Here is an 18,467-nt window from a genome sequence, read left to right as displayed (position 1 = left end):
GTCACCAGCGAGAGTCAGGGCTGAACCCTCACCCTCTACTAGAGGCTTACAGTTATGTCAACCACTGAACCTCTTCGGGGCAACGTAAGCGCCACCACGCGATGAGCCAAGGACCCGACCGGCGTGTCGCCGCCGGAGCGCGACTCGTCACGTCCGGAGCACGCTCACCGGTCAGCGGAAGGTCACCACGTCCGGCGCGCTCACGTCGATGCGGTCGCTGTCCTCGTCGAGCAGCGCGGTGGCCACCCGCGCCTTGTCCGTACCCCGCGTGGCGTCGCCCCAGACCACCGTGCGGTCCCCGCGCAGCCGCAGGCTGATCCGGGCCAGGCCCTCCACGCTCAGGTCCACCAGCTCGGCCCGCAGCTGCGGGGTCAGCGCCCCGAGCACCTCCAGCGCGGCCCGGGTGTCCGGGTCGTCGGCGGCGGGCCGGGTCACCCGCACCAGCGGCAGCCCGGCGGGGCGGCGGGCCACCGTCTGGAACGCCACGCCGCTGCGGTCGACAAGCGCGAACGCGTCCGCCTGCGGCACCACCGCCACCGCCGTCCGCTCGGTCACCCGGACCACCAGCGTGCCCGGCCAGTCCCGTGACACCGTGGCCCGCTCCACCGGCGCCAACGCCCCGACCCGACGCGCGGCGGCCGCCAGATCCACCCGGGCCAGCGGCACCCCGTCGGGCACCCCCACCGCGTCGCGCACCTGCACGTCCGTGACCAGCTTGGTGCCCTCCACCGTCACCGTGCGGACCCCGAACAGCCCGGTGCCGAGGACCGTCCAGGCGATCAGCCCGAGAAGGGCCAGCACCCCGGCGGCCACCGCCCACGGCAACGCCGCCCGCATCCGACGCTGCCGGGCCCGGGCCATGAAGCGGCGGGTCGACGCCGGCACCGCGTCGCTGCCGGCGCGGACCAACTGCCAACGCCGGACCGGACCGCGCCGTGGGGTGCCGCCGTCGGCGCCGCTGGTCCGCCGGCGGGCGGGGCCGGGGCTCATCCGGCCGTGGGGGCCGCGCCGTCCGGTGCGGCGGCGCCGAGCGCCGCCCCGTCGCCGCCGGCCGTGGACCCGCCGGGCACCGGCTGGCCGATCGCCGGGGTCGTGGCCACCGGATCGACGGTCGCTTCCGGCGCGGAGCCGGCGGTACGCGCGCCCAGGGCGGCCAGCAGCTCGTCACCCATCAGCGAGATCGGCGGAGCGCCCATGGTCACCACCACGTCCCCCGGGCGGGCCCGGCGGACCACCTCGACCGGCGCGGCGTCCCAGGAGTCGACGAACACCTTCCGGTCGGCCGGCAGCGCCACCGCGTCGATCAGCGCCGCCGAGCCCTCACCGGGCTGGCGCAGCTCGCCCGGCCCGAAGACCTCCAGCAGCACCACCTCGTCGGCGATGGCCAGCGCGTCGGCGATCTCCGCCTGGTTGTCCCGGGTGCGGTACAGCCGGTACGGCTGAAAGACGACGATCAACCGCCCGTCCCCGGCCACCTCGCGCAGCGTCTGCATCGCCAGCGTCATCGACGTGGGGTGGTAGGCGTACTCGTCGTAGACCAGCACGCCGTCCGCGACGCCCTTGCGCTCGAAGCGCCGCCGCACGCCGGGGAAGACCGCCAGCGCGGCCTCCGCCGCCTCCAGCGGCAGCTTGAGCAGGTACGCGGTGAGCACCGCCGAGGCGCTGTTGAGCCCCATGTGCCGCCCCGGCACCGGCAGCCGGAACTCGCCCAGCGACCGCCCGTCGATCGCGGCCAGGTAACGCACACCGCGCGCGGAGGAGACGATCTCGGTCAACCGCAGGTCGGCGTCCTCGGCCGCGCCGTAGGTGAACACCCGCCGCCCCTCGGCGCGCAGGGTCGCCGCCAGCCGCCGACCGCCCGGGTCGTCGGCACACGTGATGATGAACCCGTTCGGGTCGGTGAGGCGGGCGAACTCCACGAACGCCGCCTCCAGCGTCGCGTAGTCGCCGTAGGTGTTCAGGTGGTCCGGCTCGACGTTCGTGATGATCGAGACGTACGGGCGGTAGATGAGGAACGAGCGGTCGCTCTCGTCGGCCTCGACCACGAAGTACTCGCCGGTGCCGTGGTGCGCGCCCGAGCCGACCTCGGAGATCTCCCCGCCGATCACGAAAGACGGGTCGACCCCGGCCTGCTGGAGCACCATCGTCACCATCGAGGTGGTGGTGGTCTTGCCGTGCGTGCCGGCGACCGCCACCGCCCGGCGACCGGTCATCGCCGCCGCGAGAGCCTCCGAGCGGTGCAGCACCCGCAGGCCGCGTCGACGGGCCTCGACCAGCTCCAGGTGGTCCTTTCCGATGGCCGAGGAGTAGACCACGGTGTCCACGCCGTCGAGGTTGGTCGCCTCGTGGCTGAGGTAGATGGTGCCGCCGAGCGCCCGCAGACCCGCCAGCGAGGGCCACTCGCGCAGGTCGCTGCCGGAGACCCGGATGCCCCGGGTGAGCAGCAGTCGGGCCACGCCGAGCATGCCCACCCCGCCCACGCCGATCAGGTGGACGGCGCCCAGGTCCTCGGCGGTCAGCGTGCCGGCCGGGGTGAACTGCGCGGTCACCGGGCCACCGCCTCGAGGACGAACGAGCGCAGCGCCTCGTCACCGTCACGCCGCCCGTACGCCGACGCGGCGGCGCCCATCGCGTAGAGCCGTTGCGGGTCGCGGATCAGCGGGATGACCGCGCGCTCCAGCCAGTCCGGGGTCAGCTCCGCGTCGTCGACGAGCAGCCCGCCGCCGGCCTCCACCACGGGCAGCGCGTTGCGCTTCTGCTCCTGGTTGCTGTGCGGGTACGGCACGAAGATCGTCGGCAGGCCGATCGCGGCCACCTCGGCGACGGTCATCGCACCGCCCCGGGCCAGCATGAGGTCGGCCGCCGCGTAGCCCAGCTCCATCTCGGACAGGTACGGCAGCGTCACGTACGGGACCGGCAGGTCGGTGGGGATCGGCACCGGCTCGTTGCGGGCCCCCATCACGTGCAGCACCTGCACACCGTTGCGGGCCAGCTCCTTGGCCGCGCCGGAGACCGCCAGGTTGATCGAGCGGGCGCCCGACGAGCCGCCCGCGACGAAGAGCACCGGCAGGTCCGGGCGGAGCCCGAACCGGGCGCGGGCGGCGTCGCGCAACGCGTACCGATCCAGCGCGGCGATGCTGCGGCGCAGCGGCACCCCCACCACTGTCGCGTCGCGCAGCGACTCGGCCTGGCTCGGCTGGTGCGGGAAGCCGACCGCGATGTTCTTGGTGAACTTCATGCCCAGCCGGTTGGCCACACCCGGCGGCACGTTCACCTCGTGGATCACCATGGGCAGCTCACGACGCCACGCGGCCAGGTAGGCCGGCACCGAGACGTACCCGCCGAAGCCGACGACCGCGTCGGCGCGTACCTCGTCGATCACCTTGCCCGCGGCGCGGGCCGCGGTCCACATCCGGCCCGGGGTGCGGACCAGGTTCATGTTCACCGACCGGGGCAGCTGGTACGCCGGGATCTGCCGCAGGTCGTAACCCTGCGGCGGGATCAGCTCGTTCTCCATGCCCTTGGGTGTGCCGAGGCAGGTGATCCGGACGCCCGGGTCGTGTCGGCGCAGGCAGTCGGCGAAGGCGAGCAGCGGGTAGATGTGCCCCCCGGTGCCACCTCCCGCAAGCACCACCGAACGCAGCGGACCCATCAGCGTCTCCTCTCGCTCGCCGTACCCTGGCGGCTCCGGCCCTGCCGGGCGCCGCGCGGTGCGGCCTGGTCGTCCTGGCGCCGCTCGCGGGACCGGGGCACGGACCCTCGGCCAGCCGGCGGCGACGCCGGTCGGCGACGCCGGCCGGGAAGCGGCGGCAACGGGGCCCAGAGTAGTCGGACCCACCGGGCCGGCGGACGGGCATGCAGCGCTCTGGCCGCATCGGGTTCGGCGCGGGCGAAGGACGCCAGCATCCCGATCGCCGCCAACGTCACGACCAGGGCACTTCCGCCGTCGGAGATGAACGGCAGCGGCAGGCCGGTGATCGGCAGCAGCCCCACGACCCCACCGATGTTGATCACCGCCTGGCTCACCAGCCAGGTGGTCACCGCGGCGGCCGCCAGCCGCCGGAACGGGTCGTCGACCCGTTGGGCGATGCGCAGACCGGTGTACGCGAGCACCGCGAACAGGCTCAGCACCACCGCGCAGCCGATCACCCCCAGCTCCTCGGCGACGATCGCGAAGATGAAGTCGTTGTGCGCCTCGGGCAGCCAGTCCCACTTGAGGCTGCTCTTGCCGAGGCCCACGCCGAACCAGCCGCCGTGCTCGATGGCCAGGCGGCCCTGGTAGAACTGATAGCAGGGGTCACCACACTGATCCGGTGGCGGCGGGTTGAGAAAGAGCGTGAGCCGCGCCAGTCGGTAGTTCTCCGCGCCGCGCTCGCCGGAGCCCGCGCCCAGCGAGGCCACGGCGATGAGCAGGCCGACGCCGAGCAGGCCGATCACGGTCAGCGCGCCGAAGACGCGCGCCCGCACCCCGGCGGCCCAGAGCAGGCCGACGACCAGCGCCAGCAGGCAGAGCATGGTGCCCGTGTCGTTGTAGCCGACCAGGACGAAGAGCAGGCCCATGACCGGGAAGAGCGGGGTGGCCAGCTCCCGCCACCAGCCCAGCGCGGCCCCCTTGCGGGCGATGACATGCGATCCCCACAGCACCAGCGCGAACTTGGCCAACTCGGACGGCTGCACCTGGATGCCGCCGACGAACAGCCAGTTCAGCCGCGCCTCGACCGGCCCGAACACGACCGACTTCTGATAGGTGAGCCGGCCGTAGGCCACCAGCAGGTTGAGCACCAGCAGCAGCACGACCGAGGTGATCAGCAGCGGCCGGCCCAGGGTGCGGTACGTGCTGGCGGGCAGGCGCTGACACGCCCAGAACGCCCCGATGCCGATCACCGCGAAGATGGCCTGCTTGGTCACCGACGCGGAGGCGTTGCCGTCCTCGGCGTAGTCCTTCACGCTGGTCGCCGAGAAGACCATCGTCAGCCCGATGAGCAGCAGCAGGCCGGCGCTGGACAGCAGCAGGTAGTAGGACGCCAGCGGCCGGTCCAGCAGGCCACGCAGCGCGGCCAGTCCACCGGCCGGATCCAGCCCGCGCAGCGGGGCGGCGGCGACGCTCTCCGGCTCACGCGCCGCCGAGCCAGCCGCACGTCCCGGGGCGCCCGGCTCACGCGCTCCGCGACCCGCCTCCCGCGCTGCGCCATCCACCTCCCGCGCCGCACGACCGGGCTCGCGGGCCGCGCCGTCCGCCTCGCGGGCCGTGCGATCGGGCTCGCGGGCCGTATGCGCCGTGCCCGGTGACCGTCGCGGCCGACCGGCTGTCCTGTCCTCGGTGCCTGGTTCCTCCCCCACCCGGACATCATCACCGCTCGGCACGCCCGACAGGCCCACAACGACGCACCGGGCGTGTCGGGCTTCGCTCCCGGGGGAAGGGTGCCTCGCCCCTTTGCTCTGCTTCACCCCACGCACCACTGCTGGCGTACGAGTGTTGCGTCAGTTGAAGCAGAGCAAAGGAGAGTTCGACCACCCTGCCACCCCGGCGGCGACACGCTCACCGCATCGGCCAGCGGGCCGGCCGAACAGGGTGACCGAACGGTGTGGATCAGGTCATGTTGGCGAGGAACTCGCTGTAGAACAGGCCCAGGGCGATGGCCACACCGATGCCGGCGATGATCCAGAACCGGACCACGATGTTGACCTCGCTCCAGCCGGCCAACTCGAAGTGGTGCTGCAGCGGCGACATCCGGAACACGCGTTTGCCGGTGGTCCGGAAGGAGATGATCTGGATCACCACGGACATCGTGATGATCACGAAGAGCCCGCCGATGATCGGCAGCAGCAGGATGGTCCGGGTGGACATCGCCATGCCGGCGATCAGGCCGCCCAGGCCCAGCGCTCCGGTGTCACCCATGAAGATCCGCGCCGGGGACGTGTTCCACCACAGGAAGCCGACACAGGCCCCGGCCGCGGCCCCGGCTATCAGCGCGATCTCCAGCGGGTCCCGGACCGAGTAGCAGTACGCCTGCGTGTAGCTCGGGTCGGCGCACCAGTGCCGGTACTGCCAGAACGCGATCAGCGCGTACGCCGCGAGGACCATCACCGAGGCGCCGGTGGCCAGACCGTCCAGACCGTCGGTGAGGTTCACGCCGTTCGTCGCGGCCATCACCACGAAGATGAAGATGATCACCGCGCCGATCTTGCTGACCTCCAGGGCGTCGATGTCCCGGATGAAGCTCAGCGTGGTGCTGCCCACCGTCTCGGTGTTGGTCTTCGCGCCCGTCGCGTCGGTCATGGTGCTCGGGAAGTACAGCGCCACCACGCCGAAGACCGCGCCGACCAGGATCTGGCCGAGCAGCTTGCCGCGCTTGTTCAGACCGGCGCTGTTGCGCTTGCGCACCTTGAGGAAGTCGTCGAGGAAGCCCACCGCGCCGGAGAAGACCATCAGCCCCAGCAGCACCAGCGCGGTGATGGTCGGCTCCACCTGGGCGATCTGCAGGTCCGGCAGCGTGGTCAGCGCCAGGTGCCCGGCCACGTACGCGATCACCGTGGCCAGGATGAAGACCACGCCGCCCATCGTGGGCGTGCCCTTCTTGCCCTGGTGCATGGCCGGGCCGTCGGACCGGATCGGCTGGCCGGCCTTGAGCCGGGTGAACACCTTGATCGCGATCGGCGTGCAGAACAGTGAAACCAGGAAGGCCACCCCGATGGCGACGATGACCGCCCTCATGCGGCGCCACCCTCGGTCGCGTCCGTGGGGCTCGCAAGCCCACTGCGCGCGCTCCGGGCGGCCTCCTCGGCGGCGTCGGCGCGCAGGGCGTCGGCCACCTCCCAGGTCCGATACCGGGAGCCCTTGACCAGGACGACATCGCCCGGCCGTAGTTCGCCCCGCAGCACCTCGACGGCCGCCGCCTGATCGGTGAGCAGCACCGACTCTCCTCCCCAGTTCCCTACCGCTGTCGCGCCTTCGTGGATCGGCGCGGCCGGCTCACCCACCACGAGCAGCCGGTCGACACCCAGCTCGGCCGCGAGTCGGCCGACCTCGGCGTGGCCGTCGCGCTCGAACGGGCCCAGCTCGGCCATGTAACCGAGCACCGCGACGGTACGCCGCCCCCGACCGAGGCTGGCGAGCGCCCGTAGCGCGACCGCCATCGAGGCCGGGTTGGCGTTGTACGAGTCGTCGATGACCGTCACCCCGTCGGGCCGGTCGAAGACGTCCATCCGCCGGGTGGACTTCAGCCCCAGCGCGCCGAGCGCCGGGGCCAGGTCGGCCAGCGGCATGCCCAGCTCCCGGGCGACCGCGGCGGCGGCGAGGGTGTTGCCGACCTGGTGACGGCCGGTCAACGCGAGCCGCACCGGCGCCCGCCCCTCCGGCGTCACCAGGGTGTACGACGGGTGCCCCCGCTCGTCGAGCGTGACGTCCTCGGCGCGCACGTCGGCGTCCGGCGCCTCGCCGTAGCGGACCACCCGGGCCCGGGTGCGACCCGCCATGGCGTCCACCCGGGGGTCGTCGGCGTTCAGCACGGCGAGGCCGTCGGCCGGCAGCGCCTCGACCAGCTCGCCCTTGGCCAGCGCGATGTTGTCCTGCGAGCCGAACTCGCCGATGTGCGAGGTTCCGACGTTGAGCACCACCGAGATGCGGGGCGGCACCAGCTCACACAGGTAGCGCACGTGCCCGATGCCGCGAGCGCCCTTCTCCATGACCAGGTAGCGGGTGTCCGGCCCGGCCAGCAGAGCCGTGTAGGGGTGACCCAGCTCGTTGTTGAACGACCCGGGCGGGGCCACCGTGGCGCCGAGGCGGGCGGTGAGCTGGCCGATCAGGTCCTTCGTGGTGGTCTTGCCCGAGGAGCCGGTCACCCCGATCACGGTCAGCTCGGGCAGCCGGGCCACCGCCGCGCGGGCCAGCCGGCCCATCGCGGTCAGGGCGTCGTCGACCAGCACCATCGGCACGTCGGGCACCTCGCGGGTGCCGAGCACCGCCACCGCGCCGGCCGCCAGCGCCGTCGCCGCGTAGTCGTGCCCGTCGACCTTCTCGCCCGGGAAGGCCACGAAGAGCGAACCGGGCCCGACCTTGCGCGAGTCGAACTCGACCGAACCGGTGACGGTGGCGGCCGGGTCCGCGTGCACGAGCCGCCCGTCGACCGCCGCGGCCACCTCGGCCAGGGTCAGCGCGATCACCGCTGACCCGCCCGGTCGGAGAAGCGGGCCCGCAGCGCGTCGGCCAGCTCGGTGCTGTCGTCGAACGGGAACATCTCGCCCGCCACCTCCTGGCCCCGCTCATGGCCCTTGCCGAGCAGCGCGATCACGTCGCCCGGCTCGGCCAGTCGGACCGCCTCGTCGATCGCGTCCCGGCGACCGGCCACCTCGATGATCCGGGCGGCCGTGCCCGCCCGGTACGCCCCGGCGAGCACCTCGGCGCGGATCTGGGCGGGGTCCTCGGTACGCGGGTTGTCGTCGGTCACCAGCACCACGTCGGCCCCCTCGGCCGCGGCGGCGCCCATCACCGGGCGCTTGCCCCGGTCGCGGTCCCCGCCGGCGCCGATCACACAGATCAGCCGGCCGGCGCTCAGCTCGCGCAGCGCGGCCAGCGCGGCCACGATCGCGTCGGCCTTGTGCGCGTAGTCGACGACCCCGCGCACCGGCGCGACGACGTCGACCAGTTGCAGGCGGCCGGGCACGCCACCGCAGGCGGCCACGCCGGCCGCCGCGGTCACCGGCTCCACCCCGGCGCCCACCAGGGCGGCGATCGCCAGCAGCGCGTTGGCCACGTTGTGCCGCCCGGGCAGCGCCACACCGGCGGTCAGCGCCACGCCGTCCGGGCCGTGCGCGGTGAACCGCTGCGCGTACCCCTCGCCGTCGACGCCGTCGGCCCACCACGTAGCGGTCGGGTCGCCGGCGGCCGAGTAGCTGACCGTCGCCGGTTTGTAGAGCGGCTTGAGCGCCGGATCGTCGTGGTTGAGCACCTCGACCGCGCACCGGCCGTCGAAGAGCTGCGCCTTGGCGGCGAAGTAGTCGGCGCTGTCGGCGTGGAAGTCCAGGTGGTCGGAGCCGAAGTTCGTGTACCCGCCGACGGCGAAGCGCACCCCGCCGACCCGGCCCATGGCCAGGGCGTGGCTGGAGACCTCCATGACCACGGCGGTGACGCCGCGCTCCCGGGCGGTGGCCAGCATCGCGTGCAGGTCGGTCGCCTCCGGGGTGGTGCGCACGCTGTCGATCACCAGGTCACCGAGCCGGGTCTCCACGGTGCCGATCAGCCCGGTGGTGTGCCCGGCGGCGCGCAACCCCGACTCGACCAGGTACGCGGTGGAGGTCTTGCCGGCGGTCCCGGTCACGCCGATCACGGTGAGCGCTGCCGTCGGGTCGCCGTACACCGCCGAGGCCAGTTCGCCGAGCACCGCGCGGGGGTCGGGCACCACCAGGGCGGGCAGGCCGCTCGCCGCCGCCAGCTCGGCGCCGGCCGGGTCGGTCAACAGGGCCACCGCTCCGGCCTCGGCGGCGCCGACGGCGAACTCCGCGCCGTGGCGGCGGGCGCCGGGCAGGGCCGCGTACAGGTCGCCGGGGCGGACCTCCTGGCTGGCGTGGGTGGCACCGGTGACGACCACGTCGGCGGCGTCCGCCGGGAGGTCGACGGCGAGTCGGACGGCGAGGTCACCGAGCCGGACGCCGGTCACGGTACGTGGACGTGGATTGCCGGGCACGGCGTCAGACCCTACCCGGTCGTCCGGTGCCGGCCGCACGCCGCGCCTGATTCTCCGCCGCACGGGATCGCGCGGGCACACGCTCCACGGCCATGGCCGGTCGGGGCGCCGTCGGCGGCACGCCGCGCCCTCTTCACCCGGGCCGGCCTCGCACCCCTGCCTGCGGGCGGTCACGCTCACCGGGGCAGGGCCACCACAAGCGGAGCGCGTGGGGTTCGCTCCTCGGTCAATTCGCCGAGGAGCGAACCCCACGATCGCGAGCCGGGGCGGAACCTGTCAGCTCCCCGCGCGCCTCGAAGAAGGCGTCACTGGCCGTAGCGCGCGCAGACGCTCGTGTTGGTGACGAACAGGATCGTCTTGCGGGTTTGCGGACCGTAGACACCATCGTCAGGGATCGAGTGCGACCGCTGAGCCGCGGCGAGGGCGGAGGCCGTGTTGCTGCCGAAGTTGCCGTCGACCACGAGGGGATATCTCGCGCCATCTGGGTCGACTTTTGAACGCGGGAAAACACGTGACGCGAACGGCGGAATATCTCGGATTCCGCGGACGACAGCACGCTTCCCGTGACCAGGCGTGCGGACAAGGGGCTTTGCCCCGCCCTCGCGCGGGGGCAGCAGCACGCTCACATGCTTCCCCGTAGCGAGTCTTCAGCAGCGACGTCTCGGCCCAGAACTCGGCAAACGCAACCGGCCTTGTGCCGGTCAGCGCACAGAATGGGACACGACCGCCGGGACGGCGGTTAGACTCCTGCCACTGTCAATTGGCTGTCTGCGGGCAGCGTCGACCACGCTTGCCTACTCAGGACAAAGCCAACCGTGTGCTATGTCGCTGCTCGTGCGGTGACCTTCTTCAACGTTACTCCCCGTGGATTGTGGCGCCCGTGCCGTTCGATCAAGCAGGGGCATTGCAACGTCCTGTCGGGCTGCCTCAATGATGTCAATACCTTGCACTCACCCGCCGCGTGGCGCGCACCGCCGAGCGACCCGCGCCGACCATTGCGTCGTGCGCGGGTCGCCCTGACCTGGCCTATGGGAAAGGGTCGAATTTCGGTGACGGTTCCGTCGAGGGCGGCACCCGATAATGCCGCAGCGTGAAGGCCATCGCCTCGCGGAAGGCCGGCGCGGCGACCGCACCGCCCCCACCGCCGGGGCTCCAGACGAAGACCGCCACCACGTAGCGCGGGTTCTCTGCCGGTGCCATTCCGATGAACGAGCCGACGTCGCCAGGCTGCTTCTTGCCGTTGTCGTAGCGAAAGCCGGTGCCGGTCTTGCCGGCTACCCGGTAGCCGGGTACCGCCGCCGCCAGGCCGGTGGCCCGCCCGTCGGGTCCGTCGACCGTGGTGACCGCCTCCAGCATGGTGCGCAGCGCCGCCGCGTTCTGCGGGCTGAGCACCGAGCGCGTGGTCGGGGCGGCAGACGGCGTGTGCTTGCCGCTCACGCCGTCGACCGTCTCCTTGATCAGGCGCGGCTGGACGTAGGTGCCGTTGTTGGCGATCGCGTTGAAGGCGGCGGCCATCTGTAGCGGCGTGGCGTCCACGCTGTGCCCGATCGGCACCGACCCGTACGACGACCCGCTCCACTCCTCGGCCGGGAGCACCCGGCCGGATGCCTCCCCGGGCATCCCCTCGCCGGTGCGCTCGCCCAGCCCGAACCGCTTCTGGTAGTCGATCAGCCGGTCCCGGCCGAGCTTGTCCGCGATCTTGATGGTGCCGACGTTGGAGGAGAAGGCCAGCATCCCGGGGATGCTCATCTTCCGGCCGTTCGCCCGGTGAGTGTCCGGGATGACCGTGTCACCCACCAGGATGCTGTTCGGCACCGGGAACGTGGTGCTCGGCGTGATCACGCCCTCCTGGAGCGCCGCGCCGTAGGTGATCGCCTTGTGCACCGAGCCCGGATCGACCACGAAGGTGGTGGCCGCGTCCTCTCGGTCGGCCGGCGAGTTGACCTTCTCCGGCGCGGCGGCGTCGTATCCGGGGTAGCTGGCCTGGGCCAGCACGTCGCCGGTCTGCACGTCCAGCGTCACCAGCGCGCCGACACTCCCCTTGACCTGCGCCATCTGCCGCTTGAGCACCTGCTGCGCCTGGAACTGGAGGTCCCGGTCGATGGTGAGGCACAGTGAGCTGCCCGGCTTGGCCGGGGTCGTCTTGCTGTAGCCGCCGGGGATCGGCGCGGCGAGGTCACCGAGGCCGGCCTCGTACACCCGACGGCCGTCCTGCCCGGAGAGCAGGTCGTCGTAGCGGGCCTCCAGGCCCTCCAACCCGTCCATGTCCTGGCTGGTGAAGCCGATCAGGTTGGCCGCCAGGTCGCCGCCGGGCACCTCGCGGCGTTCGTCGCGGTGCACCCCGATACCCGGCAGGTCCAGCGCCAGCACCTGCTTCGCCGTCGGGATCTCCACGCCGCGGGCCAGGTACTCGAACCGGGACGGGTTGCCGTTCTCGAGCTTGCGGGGCTTCATCAACTCGGTGAGCTTCGACACCGGAATGCCGAGCAACGGAGAGAGCGCCTTGGCGGTGGCGGCCTGGTCCTTGATCAGCGTCGGGTCGGCGAACACGTACCGCGCCTCGACGCTGTGGGCCAGCGGCTCGCCCCGGAAGTCGTAGATCGCGCCGCGCGGCGCGGGCAGCTCGACCGTGCGGGTCCGGTCGGCGACGCCACCCCCGGCGTACGCCGGGGTGTCGACCGCCTGCAGGAAGACCAACCGCACCCCGATGACGACGAAGAGCGCAAGGGTGAGCACGGTGCCCAGGCGCAGCCGCAACCGCGGGTCGGCGAGCTTCGGCGGGCGCGGCGGCTTGCGCGACGGCCGGCGGGCCGCCGGTCGGTCGGCGCGGCCGGGCGCGCGCGGCGTGGTGCGGCGGCGCGGCGGCGGCTCGTCGCCGGCCGGGCCGCGCGGGGTACGCGGCGCGACGGTCCGCACGACGCCGCCCCGGCCGGCCGCCGGAGCGTCCCGCCGGCCCGAACGGGCGGCGGCCCGGCCGCCGTCGAGCACCTGCAACGCCGGCCGGAACGGGTCGCCGGAACGGGTGCTGCGCGGGGTACGCCGCTGCTCGGTGGCCCCGCCGCGCGCCGGTGTGCCCTCGCGGACGGTCCGGCCCCTCGGGGTGTACGCGCGGGCGCCGGAGATGCCCCCGATGCCCGGCTCACCGGCCCGCGACTCCTCGTCGGCGGGCCCGGCCGCACGCGAAGAACCGCGCCGGGACCCCGTGGGGTCCCGGCGCGGCTCGTCCGACCTCGGTGGCACTGGTCAGCCTCCCGCGCCCTGGCTGGTGACCGACGGCTCGCCGGTCGCCGGCTTCGGCACGCCGATGGGCTTGCCGTCCGGCATCCGGATGTACGCCGGCTCACCGGCGTCCACCAGACCCAGCCGCCGCGCCTCGGCGGTCAGGTTGCCGGGTGCCTTCGCCTCGGCGATCTGCTTGTCCAGCTGCTGCTTCTCCAGATCCAGCCGGGCCTGCTGCTGCTGCAGCTTCTCCAGCCGGAACGCGTTCTCATTGATCTTCGTGTTGACCGCCAGGATGCCCAGCACCCCGCCGACGACCAGCACCACGATCAGCGCCGCGAACGGCGCACGCGGCACCGACACCGGCGGCGGTGGGGCCACCCGCAGCTGCGGCGGGCGGGCGGTAGGCGCGACGGTGGCCTTCTCGGCCGGTCGCAGCGCGGCGCTGCCCTGGGTGGGAAACTCGCGCGCCCCCCGGGCGCGAGCCTCCCCCTGCCGGTTGACTCGATCGATGCGTGGCGTACGGTTTTCCACGCGCGTGGCTCGCTCCGCCGCGGTCCGGCCCCCCGACCGCGGTGCGCGCTGCCCGCCGCCGGTTACGTCCCGGCGGTCGCGCTTGTCAATGTTCATGTCCCCTCCCCCTCTACATCCGTCCCTCTGCCGTCCCGGTGCCCCTGATCCCCCACGGATCAGGCTGACCCAGTGCCCGGTTGGTGCATCCCCTTCACCCTGCGGCGGGACCGTTCGCGGTCGGTCCGCGCCTGTTCTGTCGCGTTCGGGTCGAGTCGAACCGCTGCCCGCAACCGCACCGAAGCGGCGCGCGGGTTCGCGGCGACCTCCGCCTCCCCGGGCAGTTCGGCGCCCCGGCTGAGCAGCCGGAACGTCGGACCGGACCCGGGCAGCTCAACCGGGAGGTCGATCGGGCCCTTACTGCGGACCCGATCCGCGAGCGCCGCCTTGGTGAGCCGGTCCTCCAGCGAGTGGTAGGACAGGACCACCATGCGACCGCCTACGGTCAAAGCGTCGAGCGCGGACGGCAGCGCCGTCTCCAGCGCTGCCAGCTCTCTGTTTACCTCGATCCGTAAAGCCTGAAACGTTCTCTTTGCCGGGTGCCCGCCCGTTCGTCGCGCTGGCGCCGGAATGGAATCCCGCACCAGCTCCGCCAACCGCGCCGACGAGGTGATCCGAGCGCGTTCCCGCTCCCGGATGATCGCCGAGGCGATCCGGCCGGCGAACTTCTCCTCGCCGTACACCCGCAGCACCCGGGCCAGATCCGGATGGGCGTACGTGTTGACCACCTCTTCGGCGGTCACCCCCCGCGTCTGGTCCATCCGCATGTCCAGCGGCGCGTCCTGCGCGTACGCGAACCCGCGGTCGGGCGCGTCCAGTTGCAGCGACGAGACACCCAGGTCGAACAGGATCCCGTCGATGCCCGGATAGCCCAGCCGCTGAAGCACCTCGGGCAGCTCGTCATAGACGGCGTGCTCCAGGTGCACCCGATCGGCGAACCGCGCCAGCCGGACCCGCGCGTGAGCGAGCGCCTCGGTGTCCCGGTCGAGCCCGATCAGGACCGTCTCCGGGTGTGCCTCCAACACCGCCTCCGCGTGCCCGGCCAGGCCGAGCGTCGCGTCGACGTGCACCGTCCGGCCGCCTCGACCCAGCGCGGGGGCCAGCAGCTCGAGACACCGCTCGAGCAGCACCGGCACGTGCGTGCCGCGCAACTCCCCCATGTCGACCCCCACTGGTTGAAACGTCCGTTCTTCTCGTGCGCCTGCCGTGGCGACGGCGCTGCCGTCGTACCGCCAGATCCCCATCCGCTCCCGCCTGACACCGGACGCCCGCCCGATGACTGGATCGTGCGCCTGGCACCGGGGAAGGGGTGCCAGGAACTCGAAAGCGGCTGGAGATCTCGCAGTACGTCGGGCGCCGTTCCGCCCTACAGACCGCCGGGCAGCACCCCCTCCTCGATGTCGGCGAAGTCGTCTTCGCTCTCGGCGAGGTAGGTCTCCCAGGCGACCTTGTCCCAGATCTCCACCCGCGTGCTCGCGCCGATCACCACCAGGTCACGGTCGAGCGCTGCGTACTGGCGAAGGTGCGCCGGAATCGTCACGCGGCCCTGCTTGTCCGGCACCTCGTCGTGCGCGCTGGCGAAGAAGACCCGGCTGTAGGCCCGGGCCGCCTTGTGCGTCATCGGCTGCGCGCGTAACTGCTCCGCGATCCGCTGGAACTCGGGTGTCGGAAAGACATAGAGGCAACGATCCTGCCCTTTGGTGACCACGACACCCCCCGCCAGCTCATCCCGGAACCTCGCCGGAAGGATCAACCGGCCTTTGTCGTCCAGGCGCGGAGTATGGGTGCCGAGGAACATCCGGCCCTACCCCCTCGCCCTTGAGCGGCGTTCGCGGCGCCGCTGACCCCCCGGGCCGGTGAGCCCTCCCGGCCTCACCATTGGGCCCCACCTTACTCCACTTCCCTCCACCTGCAACCAGATTCGCCCGCGTGGCGCGTCCGATCCACGCGCAAAACCGCACGTCACAGGGGGTGGAGCGGAGTGGAGGGCCGGAGCCCTCCCCCGGCGTGGTCCGCTTTCCGACATAGATCGACTCCGTCCGGTGGAGCACGAACCGACCCCTCGCGCGGACGCCACGGCCGAACGGTTCACCGTCGGCGGCGATCTGGCGAGGCGGGCGGTCCGGTAACCTCGCTCGCGTGACGGACGCGAAAATGCCCCTACGGGCCAAGGTGGCCAGCTCCGTGTCACGGACCGCCGCGGCGCTCTCCCGGGCCGCCGGCCGTGGCGACGGATCGGTGATCGGCGGATGGATCGGGCTGAAGATCGACCCGGACCTGCTGGCGCACCTGTCGGCCGGACGCGCCATCGCGCTCGTCTCCGGCACCAACGGCAAGACGACCACCACCCGGCTGGCCGCCGCCGCGGTCGGCGTGCTCGGCCGGGTCGCCACCAACTCCTTCGGCGCCAACATGCCCAGCGGGCACACCTCGGCGCTGGCCAAGGCCGGCAGCACCCCGTACGCGGTGCTGGAGGTCGACGAGCACTACCTCGCCCAGGTGCTGGAGTCGACCGAACCGCACGTGGTCGCGCTGCTGAACCTCTCCCGCGACCAGCTGGACCGGGCCAAGGAGGTCGCCATGATGGCGCAGCTCTGGCGCGCGGCGCTGGTCCGGCACACCGACGTACGGGTGGTGGCCAACGCCGACGACCCGCTGGTGGTCTGGGCCGCCACCCCGCCGGGCGACCCCGCCCGCGGCATCAACCCGCCGCACGTGACCTGGTTCAGCGCCGGCCAGCGCTGGCACGACGACTCCTGGGTCTGCCCGGAGTGCGGCTCCACGATCCAGCGCTCGGGCGAGCAGTGGTGGTGCACCGGCTGTGCGCTGCGCCGACCGGAGCCGAACTGGGTCGTCGAGGACGAGGGCGTGCTCGACCCCACCGGGGCCTGGCACAAGGTCTCCCTCCAACTGCCCGGCAAGGTCAACCTCGGCAACGCGGCGACCGCGCTGGCCGTGGCGGCCGAGTTCGGCGTACGCCCCGTCGACGCGGTGTCCCGCCTCGGCATCGTCACCTCGGTGGCCGGCCGTTACGCGCAGGTCGACAAGGACGGGCGCAACATCCGGCTGCTGCTGGCCAAGAACCCGGCCAGCTGGCTGGAGGCCTTCGACATGGCCGACGACGCGCCGACCCTGCTCTCCATCAACGCGCGCGACCCCGATGGTCTGGACACCTCCTGGCTCTACGACGTCGACTTCGCCCCGCTGCGCGGGCGGCAGGTGTTGATCACCGGCGACCGGGCCTACGACCTGGCGGTCCGACTGGACGTCAACGACGTACCGTTCCAGCACGTACGCACCTTCGACGACGCGATCCGGTCGGTCCCGCCCGGGCGGCTGGAGGTCATCGCGAACTACACCGCGTTCCAGGACATCCGAGCGGAGTTGGACCGTGTCATCTGAGAGCCTTCGCATCGTCTGGATCTACCCCGACCTGCTCTCCACCTACGGCGACCGGGGCAACGCCCTGATCCTCGCCCGCCGGGCCCGCCAGCGCGGCATGCCGGTCGAGGTGCTGGAGGTCCGCTCCGACCAGCGGCTGCCCGCGACCGCCGACATCTACCTGGTCGGCGGCGGCGAGGACGGCCCGCAGGCGTTGGGCGCCCAGCGGCTGATCGCCGACGGCGGCCTGCACCGGGCGGTCGCCCAGGGGTCGGTCGTGTTCGGCGTCTGTGCCGGCTACCAGCTGCTCGGCACCTCCTTCTTCGCCAAGGGTGTCCAGTGTCGCGGGCTGGAGCTGCTGGACCTGCAGTCCGACCGGGGCGAGAGCCGGGCCGTCGGCGAGCTGGCCGGTGAGATCGACCCCCGACTGGGCCTGCCCCCGCTGACCGGTTTCGAGAACCACGGCGGTCGCACCCGCCTCGGTCCGGAGGTCGCCCCGCTCGCCCGGATCACCACCGGGGTCGGCAACGACGGCGCCACCGAGGGCGCGTGGCGTGGCAAGCTGCTGGGCACCTACTCGCACGGCCCGGCACTGGCCCGCAACCCGGCCCTGGCCGACCTGCTGCTGCGCTGGGCCACCGGGGCACACCAGCTGCCGCCGCTGGACGACACCTGGTCGGACCGGCTGCGCAACGAGCGCCGCGCCGCAGTGGCCTCCGCCCGGGCATGATCCGAGCCGTCCGGCGGCTGCTCCGGCAGCCGTCGGCCGTCCGGTTCGTCCTGCTCGTCGCACTGATCGGCGGCTGCGGGCTGCTGCTGCTCCTGGTGCCCCGGCCGGATCCGGCGCACCTGCCGGAACTGGCCGACCGGTTGGGCGGCCTCGCTCCGGTGGCGGCGATCCTCGGTGGAGCGCTGCTGCTGGTCGCGCTGGTCCCCCGTACCTTCATCACGCTCGCCGCGGGCGCGATCTTCGGCCCCCTGGAGGGCGCCACGTACGCCCTGGGCGCCGCGCTTGTGGCGGCGGCGATCGGGTTCACGGTCGGCCGGCTGCTCGGCCGGGAGTTCGTCGCCGAACGGATCCGTGGCCGGCTGGCCCGCCTCGACCGGTGGTTCGCGCGGCAGAGCGTGTTCGGCGTGGTCACCGTCCGGCTGCTGCCGATCGCCGGCTTCGGGCTGGTCAGTTACGGCTACGGCACGACCGGCGCGCGGGTCCTGCCGTTCCTGGCCGGCAGCGTGATCGCCTCCGCGCCCACCGCCTTCGGGTACGCGGCCATCGGCGCGGCCGTCAGCTCCCCCGGCCACGTCAACTGGTACGCCGCCGCACCGGCCAGCCTCGGTCTGATCGCCAGCCTCGTGCTCGTCCACCAGTGGTGGCGCGGCGAACGACGCCGCCGGATTCCGACCTGACCATCGGGCGGCGTGGCTCGGGCGGCGGCGGGGTGTCCGTCGACCGGTATGACTCAGCGGTATGAATATTCCGCTGAGTCATACCGCTCTCCGCGATGCCCGGCTCCACGGCCGTGACGCTGCGTGTCGCCGTCCGGCGACCGCGCACCGGACTGAACCCTGACCCGCGCCCCGCCGCCAACCGGATGGAAGGGGCGGGGCACGGGT

General features: G+C 72.9%; 15 protein-coding genes. 3 read left to right on the top strand and 12 right to left on the bottom strand.

Annotated features, from left to right (window positions below):
* Positions 1-171 precede the first annotated feature (171 nt).
* The 12 genes from OG505_RS02310 to mraZ form a co-directional block, all read right to left on the bottom strand.
* The gene (locus OG505_RS02310; protein ID WP_405430631.1) at positions 172-990 is read right to left on the bottom strand and encodes a cell division protein FtsQ/DivIB; all 819 of its coding nucleotides are present in this window, start codon (positions 988-990) and stop codon (positions 172-174) included.
* Positions 987-2,549, bottom strand: coding sequence for a UDP-N-acetylmuramate--L-alanine ligase (gene murC / locus OG505_RS02305; RefSeq protein ID WP_405430629.1), 1,563 nt, complete (start codon positions 2,547-2,549; stop codon positions 987-989). Before murC ends, OG505_RS02310 begins: the two co-directional genes overlap by 4 nt.
* Entirely contained in the window at positions 2,546-3,652 is a 1,107-nt protein-coding gene (gene murG, locus OG505_RS02300) for an undecaprenyldiphospho-muramoylpentapeptide beta-N-acetylglucosaminyltransferase (RefSeq protein ID WP_405430627.1), read from the bottom strand. The genes murC and murG overlap by 4 nt, the downstream gene beginning before the upstream one ends.
* Positions 3,652-5,061: an FtsW/RodA/SpoVE family cell cycle protein gene (locus OG505_RS02295; protein ID WP_405434341.1), complete on the bottom strand. Its 1,410-nt coding sequence runs from the start codon at positions 5,059-5,061 to the stop codon at positions 3,652-3,654. The genes murG and OG505_RS02295 overlap by 1 nt, the downstream gene beginning before the upstream one ends.
* A 529-nt stretch (positions 5,062-5,590) precedes the next feature.
* Positions 5,591-6,715, bottom strand: coding sequence for a phospho-N-acetylmuramoyl-pentapeptide-transferase (mraY, locus tag OG505_RS02290; RefSeq protein WP_266244480.1), 1,125 nt, complete (start codon positions 6,713-6,715; stop codon positions 5,591-5,593).
* Positions 6,712-8,163, bottom strand: a complete 1,452-nt coding sequence (gene murF / locus OG505_RS02285; protein ID WP_405430625.1) for a UDP-N-acetylmuramoyl-tripeptide--D-alanyl-D-alanine ligase — start codon at positions 8,161-8,163, stop codon at positions 6,712-6,714. The genes mraY and murF overlap by 4 nt, the downstream gene beginning before the upstream one ends.
* Positions 8,160-9,722 carry a UDP-N-acetylmuramoyl-L-alanyl-D-glutamate--2,6-diaminopimelate ligase gene (locus OG505_RS02280; RefSeq protein WP_405430624.1) on the bottom strand — a complete coding sequence of 521 codons (1,563 nt, stop codon included), beginning with the start codon at positions 9,720-9,722 and terminating at the stop codon, positions 8,160-8,162. The genes murF and OG505_RS02280 overlap by 4 nt, the downstream gene beginning before the upstream one ends.
* Before the next feature lie 266 nt (positions 9,723-9,988).
* A complete protein-coding gene (locus tag OG505_RS02275) occupies positions 9,989-10,144 on the bottom strand; it encodes a peptidoglycan-binding protein (RefSeq protein WP_405430623.1) in 156 nt (51 codons plus the stop codon).
* A gap of 565 nt (positions 10,145-10,709) precedes the next feature.
* Positions 10,710-12,923: a penicillin-binding transpeptidase domain-containing protein gene (locus tag OG505_RS02270; protein WP_405430622.1), complete on the bottom strand. Its 2,214-nt coding sequence runs from the start codon at positions 12,921-12,923 to the stop codon at positions 10,710-10,712.
* A 3-nt stretch (positions 12,924-12,926) separates the two neighbouring features.
* Positions 12,927-13,532 (bottom strand): hypothetical protein, encoded by a 606-nt coding sequence (locus OG505_RS02265; RefSeq protein ID WP_405430621.1) that lies wholly within the window; start codon positions 13,530-13,532, stop codon positions 12,927-12,929.
* Between the two features lie 59 nt (positions 13,533-13,591).
* A complete protein-coding gene (gene rsmH, locus OG505_RS02260) occupies positions 13,592-14,632 on the bottom strand; it encodes a 16S rRNA (cytosine(1402)-N(4))-methyltransferase RsmH (protein WP_405434340.1) in 1,041 nt (346 codons plus the stop codon).
* Positions 14,633-14,838: 206 nt separating this feature from the next.
* Positions 14,839-15,270, bottom strand: a complete 432-nt coding sequence (gene mraZ / locus OG505_RS02255; RefSeq protein WP_007463034.1) for a division/cell wall cluster transcriptional repressor MraZ — start codon at positions 15,268-15,270, stop codon at positions 14,839-14,841.
* A gap of 356 nt (positions 15,271-15,626) precedes the next feature.
* Here mraZ and OG505_RS02250 point away from each other — a divergent pair, with 356 nt between their 5' ends.
* The 3 genes from OG505_RS02250 to OG505_RS02240 are packed head-to-tail and all read left to right on the top strand — an operon-like array spanning position 15,627 to position 18,260.
* Complete coding sequence (locus OG505_RS02250; RefSeq protein ID WP_405434338.1) at positions 15,627-16,874, top strand: MurT ligase domain-containing protein; 1,248 nt, start codon at positions 15,627-15,629, stop codon at positions 16,872-16,874.
* On the top strand, positions 16,864-17,583 hold the full coding sequence (locus OG505_RS02245) for a type 1 glutamine amidotransferase (RefSeq protein ID WP_405430619.1): 720 nt from the start codon (positions 16,864-16,866) through the stop codon (positions 17,581-17,583). The genes OG505_RS02250 and OG505_RS02245 overlap by 11 nt, the downstream gene beginning before the upstream one ends.
* Positions 17,580-18,260 (top strand): TVP38/TMEM64 family protein, encoded by a 681-nt coding sequence (locus tag OG505_RS02240; RefSeq protein ID WP_405430617.1) that lies wholly within the window; start codon positions 17,580-17,582, stop codon positions 18,258-18,260. The genes OG505_RS02245 and OG505_RS02240 overlap by 4 nt, the downstream gene beginning before the upstream one ends.
* Positions 18,261-18,467: the final 207 nt, after the last annotated feature.

The organism is Micromonospora sp. NBC_00617 (assembly GCF_045161355.1).
Lineage (GTDB): Bacteria > Actinomycetota > Actinomycetes > Mycobacteriales > Micromonosporaceae > Micromonospora.
The sequence above is the reverse complement of the archived record's forward strand: the minus strand, read 5'-3'. Positions and strand labels throughout refer to the sequence as shown.

Excerpts from the sequence above, each read along its gene's own strand:
- OG505_RS02310 (WP_405430631.1), bottom strand. The coding sequence starts at position 990 with ATGAGCCCCGGCCCCGCCCGCCGGCGGACCAGCGGCGCCGACGGCGGC.
- murG (WP_405430627.1), bottom strand. The coding sequence starts at position 3,652 with ATGGGTCCGCTGCGTTCGGTGGTGCTTGCGGGAGGTGGCACCGGGGGG.
- mraY (WP_266244480.1), bottom strand. The coding sequence starts at position 6,715 with ATGAGGGCGGTCATCGTCGCCATCGGGGTGGCCTTCCTGGTTTCACTG.
- OG505_RS02265 (WP_405430621.1), bottom strand. The coding sequence starts at position 13,532 with ATGAACATTGACAAGCGCGACCGCCGGGACGTAACCGGCGGCGGGCAG.
- rsmH (WP_405434340.1), bottom strand. The coding sequence starts at position 14,632 with ATGGGGGAGTTGCGCGGCACGCACGTGCCGGTGCTGCTCGAGCGGTGT.
- mraZ (WP_007463034.1), bottom strand. The coding sequence starts at position 15,270 with ATGTTCCTCGGCACCCATACTCCGCGCCTGGACGACAAAGGCCGGTTG.
- OG505_RS02250 (WP_405434338.1), top strand. The coding sequence starts at position 15,627 with ATGCCCCTACGGGCCAAGGTGGCCAGCTCCGTGTCACGGACCGCCGCG.
- OG505_RS02240 (WP_405430617.1), top strand. The coding sequence starts at position 17,580 with ATGATCCGAGCCGTCCGGCGGCTGCTCCGGCAGCCGTCGGCCGTCCGG.